The sequence below is a fragment of the Fusibacter sp. genome, from assembly GCF_057447755.1.
Genome location: NZ_JBVBZF010000181.1, coordinates 1 through 6,982 on the forward strand (window position 1 = coordinate 1; position 6,982 = coordinate 6,982).

The 6,982-nt window shown below is 37.8% G+C and carries 9 protein-coding genes; 2 read left to right on the forward strand and 7 right to left on the reverse strand.

Annotated elements, in window-relative coordinates:
• The 7 genes from AC220I_RS15660 to AC220I_RS15690 form a co-directional block, all read right to left on the reverse strand.
• Window positions 1–458, reverse strand: a 458-nt coding sequence (locus tag AC220I_RS15660; RefSeq protein ID WP_486724796.1) for a nitroreductase family protein, incomplete at its 3' end; no start/stop codon positions are given.
• A 52-nt stretch (window positions 459–510) separates the two neighbouring features.
• Complete coding sequence (locus AC220I_RS15665; protein ID WP_486724797.1) at window positions 511–1,044, reverse strand: hypothetical protein; 534 nt, start codon at window positions 1,042–1,044, stop codon at window positions 511–513.
• 3 nt (window positions 1,045–1,047) lie between these two features.
• On the reverse strand, window positions 1,048–1,527 hold the full coding sequence (gene coaD / locus AC220I_RS15670; RefSeq protein ID WP_486724798.1) for a pantetheine-phosphate adenylyltransferase: 480 nt from the start codon (window positions 1,525–1,527) through the stop codon (window positions 1,048–1,050).
• A 2-nt stretch (window positions 1,528–1,529) separates the two neighbouring features.
• Window positions 1,530–2,075: a 16S rRNA (guanine(966)-N(2))-methyltransferase RsmD gene (rsmD, locus tag AC220I_RS15675; protein WP_486724799.1), complete on the reverse strand. Its 546-nt coding sequence runs from the start codon at window positions 2,073–2,075 to the stop codon at window positions 1,530–1,532.
• Between the two features lie 30 nt (window positions 2,076–2,105).
• Window positions 2,106–4,124, reverse strand: coding sequence for an ATP-dependent DNA helicase RecG (recG, locus tag AC220I_RS15680; protein ID WP_486724800.1), 2,019 nt, complete (start codon window positions 4,122–4,124; stop codon window positions 2,106–2,108).
• Between the two features lie 73 nt (window positions 4,125–4,197).
• A complete protein-coding gene (locus AC220I_RS15685) occupies window positions 4,198–5,847 on the reverse strand; it encodes a DAK2 domain-containing protein (protein ID WP_486724801.1) in 1,650 nt (549 codons plus the stop codon).
• Between the two features lie 15 nt (window positions 5,848–5,862).
• Window positions 5,863–6,219: an Asp23/Gls24 family envelope stress response protein gene (locus AC220I_RS15690; protein WP_486724802.1), complete on the reverse strand. Its 357-nt coding sequence runs from the start codon at window positions 6,217–6,219 to the stop codon at window positions 5,863–5,865.
• 208 nt (window positions 6,220–6,427) lie between these two features.
• Between AC220I_RS15690 and rpmB the strand changes: the two genes are divergently transcribed.
• Complete coding sequence (gene rpmB, locus AC220I_RS15695; protein WP_486724803.1) at window positions 6,428–6,619, forward strand: 50S ribosomal protein L28; 192 nt, start codon at window positions 6,428–6,430, stop codon at window positions 6,617–6,619.
• Window positions 6,620–6,769: 150 nt separating this feature from the next.
• Window positions 6,770–6,982: ArsR/SmtB family transcription factor (locus AC220I_RS15700; protein WP_486724804.1), on the forward strand; the 213-nt coding region annotated here is incomplete at its 3' end.

The following is a 6,982-nucleotide window of genomic DNA, read 5'->3' on the forward strand; positions in this document are numbered from 1 at the left end:
ACCTCCTCAGGTAGTCCCAGCAATTCAGACATTCTAGCAGGATTATTGCGGATACCCCCGATGAATACGCCGCCAAGGCCTAAAGATTCAGCTGCGATAATGGTATTCTCAGCTGCTAAAGCCGCATCGACTGTTGCAATAATAAAGGTTTCTGTATAACCGCTTTCATAAGGCACACCATGCTTTTTACAGGCTTCGTTAAGGCGGTGGAGGTCGGCACAAAACACGAGAAAGGTCGGTGCACTGGAAACATATTTTTGATCACCAGATAGTGCCGCTATTTCATCACGTACAAGTTTGTCATTAACAGAAATGATACTATAGGCTTGTAAAAAACTTGATGTTGACGCCATTTGAGCTGCATCAATAATTTCTTCAAGCCACTCTTTTGGAATTTGCTCTTCTTTGAATTTTCTTATGGATTGGTGCCCTTTTAAAAGTTTGATTACTTCATTCATCTCAATTCTCCTTTACAAAAAAACCTCACTGAAATTTCAGGAGGTTTAGACTTTATTTATATTCTTCTAACTCATTAATATTTTCTTTAATGGTACCAAGTACCTTTTCCATGTTATATTCTACTTTTTTCATGATTTCTTCTGCATAGTCATATGAGCCAACACGGATATCTTCAGCCTTTTCTTCTGCATCACGAATAATCTCCTGAGCTCTTTTTTGTGCCATTCTCACGATTTCATGCTCATTTACAAGTTCTCTCATCCTTGAATCCGCAGCAGTTAAAATTTCTCTCTCTTTGCTCTTAGCAAGGTCTAAAATGCGAAGTTCTTCACTTTGAGCATTACTCAAAATCTCCTCTGCCAATTTATTGGCTTCTTCAACGATTTGATTTTTTTGAGATTTAATCCATCTCACATGTTGATATTCATCTGGAAGCATGACATTTATATCCTTTAAAATATTTAAAAGATCATCTCGATCAACCAATATTTTACCGGTTAAAGGCACAGTTGGATAGCTCTCAAGTTTATCTTCAAATTCTTCGAGTAACTCCAACACTCGCAACTCCAATTTCTCTTTGCTCATTTTCTAGCCTCCTATTTTCTTGAATATTGCTTCTTTGACTTCTTCGGTCACAAAATCTGAAATGTCACCTTTAAAACTTGCGACTTCCTTTACAATGCTTGAACTAAGATACATAAATTCTGTTCGCGTCATTATGAATACCGTTTCAATGTCCTTGCACAATTTTTGATTGACACTTGCCATTTGAAACTCAGACTCAAAATCTGAAATTGCTCTGAGGCCTTTTACCATAATTTTTGCGTCTTTTGTTTTAAGATAATCAATCAAGAGCCCCATATGTTTGTCTACTGATACATTAGGCAAATGGCTCGTTGTTTTTTCTAAGAGAGCAACCCTTTCATCTGGCGTAAACATTGGGCTTTTACTTTGGTTAAACATCACCGTTACAATAACATGATCAAATAATTTGCTCGCGCGTTCTACGATGTCCAAATGCCCCTTGGTTACAGGGTCAAAGCTTCCTGGATAAACTGCGATTTTCACGCTTACCTCCTATATATTGAAATACCAATCTTTCCGTATTTTTTTGTCTTAACAAGTTGGAATGAAGTTCCGTGGTGCTCAACTTCTTCATCCTTAATGTCATGCTCAACCACTATTATACCACTTTCAGAGAGCAATTTATAGGTTTCAAGTTCAGTCAAAACCTTTTTTACATGCCCCATCAAATAGGGTGGATCCATCATGATAATGTCAAAGGGGTCACCACTATAAGTTGATATAAACCGATAAACATCATCATTTTTAACGATAGACCTGTCCGCTAGCTTGGTCTTTTCTAAATTTTTAAGTATGACCTGTTTTGCTTTTAAGCTGGTCTCACAGAAAACCACTTGATTGGCACCTCTACTAATCAGTTCAATACCTAATGCACCTGAACCAGAAAATAAATCCAGACCATTGGCACCATATATATGACTTTGGACCATACTAAACATGGCTTCTTTCACGCGGTCTATTGTAGGTCTAGTGTCCAATCCCTCTATGGTTTCCAGACTTATCCCTCTGGCAGTCCCTGATATTACTCTCATTTGTCACATCCTAACTCATTTTATACCCACTTATAGCGTAAATGTCTCATTAATCTCAGTTCTTAACTGGTCTATGTAACGAACCATCTCTGCATTTCCCAGTTGATACTCCGCAATTACTATTTTAACATGTTTTTGAGCTTCCACTAGTATTTTTTTATGCTTAGACAAATCTGCAAGTCTGAGTTCAGGTAAGCCATGTTGTCTTACGCCGAATACCTCACCCGATCCCCTAAGCTCTAAATCCTTGTCTGCAATTTCAAAGCCACTGGTCTCATTCACCATGGTTTCAATTCTTGCTTTTGCCTCCTTAGAGAGTTTTTCACTCAACAAAAAACAATAGGATTGTTCATCACCCCTACCAACTCTACCCCTGAGCTGGTGAAGCTGTGAAAGGCCAAATCTCTCAGAATTCAAAATCACCATAACAGATGCATTAGGTACATTTATACCGACTTCTATAACAGTGGTGGATACGAGCACCTGTATTTCGTTGTTCTTGAAGGCTTCCATGATTTGATCCTTGTCCTTGTTTTTCATCTTGCCATGCACCAAGCCGACCTTGTATGTGCTAAACTTAGTCTGTAGCATTTCATAATGAGCCTCTGCCGATGTTAGATCAAGGGTTTCAGAATTTTCAACTAATGGGCATACAAAATAAACCTGTCTACCGGCTTTCAACTTATCATGAATAAAACCATACATTTCATCCAGTTTTGAAGGCTTGACAAAATGTGTTTTAATAGGCTTTCTCCCCTCTGGCATCTCATCTACAATCGAAACATCCATATCCCCATATAATATTAGGGAAAGCGTTCTCGGGATTGGTGTTGCAGACATAATCAACACATGTGGATTATGTCCCTTCTGAGATACAATGGTCCTTTGCCTCACACCAAACCGATGCTGTTCATCTGTAATAACAACACCTAGATCTTTAAAGACCACGTCCTCTTCCAAAACCGCATGCGTTCCAATTACGACATCTACATTGCCAAGCTCGATCTCCGCTTTTATGCGTTTCTTTTCCTTAGCACTAACACCTGAATCTAAAATTTCAACGGTATACTGGTCTCCAAAGGCTTGTTTAAATCCCTCATAGTGTTGTCTTGCTAGAATGGCTGTTGGTGCCATTAAGACCCCCTGCTTTTGATTTGTCAAAGCGATCAGCAAGGTTAAAAAGGCTAATATGGTCTTACCAGAACCCACATCCCCCTGTATCAATCTGTTCATAGAATTACCAGAATTCAAATCAACTTTAATATCTTCAAAGGCCTTGATTTGAGCATTCGTGAGCTTAAATGGCAAGGTCTCTATCCAGTCTTGAATCTCATCTTTTACAGGCAAACAATCCGCTTTTGCCTTATGATAATTATTTTTTAATACAATTAATTTTAATTGGAGTGTAAATAGCTCTTGATAGATCAATCTATATCGTGCTATTTTCAGCAGTTTTTCATCCTTAGGACAATGGATCTGATAAAGGGCGTCATTCAGTGTGCAAAGCTTTGCCAAAGTGACAATTGAGCTTGGAAGATTTTCTGCCACAATTGGCGCTAAAAGGCCCGCTACTTGCTGGTGGAGCCTTACGAGATCCGATTGAAAAAGGCCCAATGTAGAAGCGTATACTGGAAGAATGCTTAAAAATTGCTTGTCATCCTCTTTGGCATATTCCGGGTGCATCATTTTGAACATCATGCCCATTTTTTCTATCTTTCCAAAAAAATAGTATGTTGTATTTTCTTTGAAAAACGCTTTTATATATTGGGGTGAAAAAAACACGATCTCGCCTTGATGAAAGCTGTCCATCACCTCAAGAATCATAATTTCCTTTCGTGTCTTATGAACCATTTTAAACCGAATCTGAAGGACCTTAGCTTTAATTGTCACATAGCTTTGATCATGAACCTCTGAAATGTTGGCAATTTTACGTCGATCAACATATCTAATCGGAAAATCGTATAAAACATCTCCATAATTTGACAAACCAATCTTTTTTAGTTTTTCAGCTTTTTTTTCACCAATACCCTTTAGATTATTAAGCGGCATGTTAAACACGAATTCACCTCATTTATATACAAAACGCACTCAATGGCTTGAGTGCGTCAGTCGTCTTTATTCTCTATTCAACAGAAATGACGTAATAGTACAATGGTTGACCACCGCGATAGGTCTCAACTTCAAAATCACTGTATTTTTCCTCAATTAACTCTGTTAAACTTGTTGCATCATCCTCAGTGACATCTGATCCATAATAGACTGAAATAATTTCAGAATCTTCTTTTACGGTCTTTTCAATCGCAGTCATTATGACCTCGATCTGATCCTTACCAGAAGCTTTAATCTCACCATCCGCCACTGCCAAATAGTCATCCTTTTCAATATTGAGTTCATTGAAAGTCGTATTTCTAACAGCATATGTGACCTGGATTGTGCTCACACTGGTTAAGCTCTCCGTCATGGCACTGTGGTTTGCCTCAGCCGATGCATCACGATTGAAATTAAGCATGGCCGTGATACATTGCGGCATGGTCTTAGATGGTATTACATAGACATCCTTATCACTAAGGTCTCTAGCCTGATTGGCTGCCATGATGATATTGCTGTTGTTAGGGAAAAGGAAAATATGCTTTGATGGGCACTTTTCAATTTCTCTCATAAAGTCCTCGGTGCTTGGATTCATCGTTTGACCACCAAGAATACTGCCCACAATACCAAGATCGCTGAAGATGGATGAAAAACCATCACCCATTGAAACAGCAATAAAACCATAATCTTCATCATATGGTAAAACAGGTTCAGCATTTTGAGCTGCCTTTTCTAAGTCTTCATCTTGGTAATGATCGATGATGTTGCTGTGTTGGTCTTTCATGTTTTCAATTTTAACTTTTTTAAGGACACCGTGTTTTAATGCTTCTTCAAGTGCCACACCAGGATTGTTGGTATGAATGTGAACCTTTACAAGGTCTTCATCTTGAACAAACACAAAGCTATCACCCATTTTTTCTATGACATCCTTTAACTGATCACCTTGAATATCATCACCCTGAATGATAAATTCAGTACAATATGAAAATTTGATATCTTCTGTAGACATAAAGTTTTGTGCCGGTGCAGCTGTTGTCATTGTCTTTACCGCTTCCATCGGCATTTCTTTACCGATAAATGCGTCATAGCAACCGTTAAGGATGCACAATAAACCTTTACCACCTGCATCTACAACACCCGCTTGCTTTAATACTTCAAGATATTCAGGTGTTTTATCAAGTGTTTCTTCACCACGCTTGATCAATATGTGTAAGAGTTCGTCTATAGCAACTTCCTCTTCAGTATATTCCATTGCCTTCTCTGCAATCTTTCTGATAACAGTTAGAATTGTACCTTCAACCGGTTTTAAAACTGCGCTATAGGCAGTGTCAGCAGCATCCTTAACAGCATAGCAGAAATCGATGGAATTTAACTCGACTTTGCCTTTACAGCCTTTTGCGAACCCTCTAAAAATTTGCGATAAAATAACGCCTGAGTTTCCTCTTGCGCCCATCAAAGACCCCTTTGAAATTGCCTTCGATACTTCTTCTACGGTTTCGTAAGTTTGCTTTGCTACCACTTCAATGGCAGAATTCATAGTAAGAGACATATTTGTTCCGGTATCGCCATCAGGTACTGGGAATACGTTCAATGAATCTACTAAGTCCTTATTTTTATTGAGTTCATATGTGCCTTGCTTAAACATCTTACTCAGCAATTCAGCATTAATTGTTTTAAGTTCCACGTCTTTTCCTCCTAGTTACTCTTGAACGCGTACGCCTTCGATATTAAGATTAACCTCGAGGACATTCAACCCAGTGAGGTTTTCAACGTTATATTTTACTTTTTCAATAATATTTTCGGCTACGACTGAAATCTTAGTCCCAAATTGGATAATAACGTATAACGTAATATTAACGCCGGTTTCTTCTACATGTATCTCAACACCTTTAGAAAGATGCTCCCCTTTGAGGATTTTTGCAATACCGCTTCTTGCAGACTTATAAGTCATCCCCACAAGACCATAGCACTCCATGGCAGCAAAAGCTGCTATTGTTGAAATAACATCTGTATCTATAGAAACATCGCCTAATTCGTTTTGAATTTTGATTGACATATTATGTCCCTCCTTCTATTTAAGAGTATTCAATCATTTAATCTAATTTTATAGTAATATCAATGCAATATCAAGAAAATAAGCATTTCTATCGACAATTATTACAAAAAAGATAAGAATTACGGTATTTAAGACTTGAAATAAGTCCTCGTCTCTGATAAAATAAGTTTGTTATGTTAAGAGTAATCACTCGAAGGAGGTGTCATAAATGGCAAGAACATGTGAAATCTGTGGCAAAGGAAAAGTATCTGGAAATACTGTCAGCCACGCTAACAACCATAATAGAAGAACTTGGTCACCAAACTTAAGAAGCGTAAAAGCATCTATCAACGGCGGTACTAAGAGAATCAAAGTATGTAGCAGATGTTTACGTTCTGGTAAAGTTGAAAGAGCGGTATAAGAACACCTAAAAGCAAATCATATGATCCCGTGATCATATGATTTTTTTTTTATGTTTAGCTTTAAATGATTGATAGAAAATATTTCTTGACCTTATAAAAAGGTATGATATAATTAAATCGTAAATATACGATTAATATAGGAGGCTTAAATGACAAAAAACATTTATTCAGAACAGGGTTTTGTACCTTGTTGTGAAATTGATATTGATACCCAAGAGCGCGCATTGGTCGTGGACATATCAAAGGCATTGTCAAATCAAGCTCGCCTAGAGATCATTTTATTTATTGGTACGCATCGCGATTGTAACAACAGTGATTTGGTGAATCACCTCCCCCTTGCACAGTCCACAATATCTCAGCAC

Bases quoted from the DNA above. Each gene is read 5' to 3' on its own strand.
- AC220I_RS15665 (WP_486724797.1), bottom strand. From the start codon at position 1,044: ATGAGCAAAGAGAAATTGGAGTTGCGAGTGTTGGAGTTACTCGAAGAA.
- rsmD (WP_486724799.1), bottom strand. From the start codon at position 2,075: ATGAGAGTAATATCAGGGACTGCCAGAGGGATAAGTCTGGAAACCATA.
- recG (WP_486724800.1), bottom strand. From the start codon at position 4,124: ATGCCGCTTAATAATCTAAAGGGTATTGGTGAAAAAAAAGCTGAAAAA.
- AC220I_RS15690 (WP_486724802.1), bottom strand. From the start codon at position 6,219: ATGTCAATCAAAATTCAAAACGAATTAGGCGATGTTTCTATAGATACA.
- rpmB (WP_486724803.1), top strand. From the start codon at position 6,428: ATGGCAAGAACATGTGAAATCTGTGGCAAAGGAAAAGTATCTGGAAAT.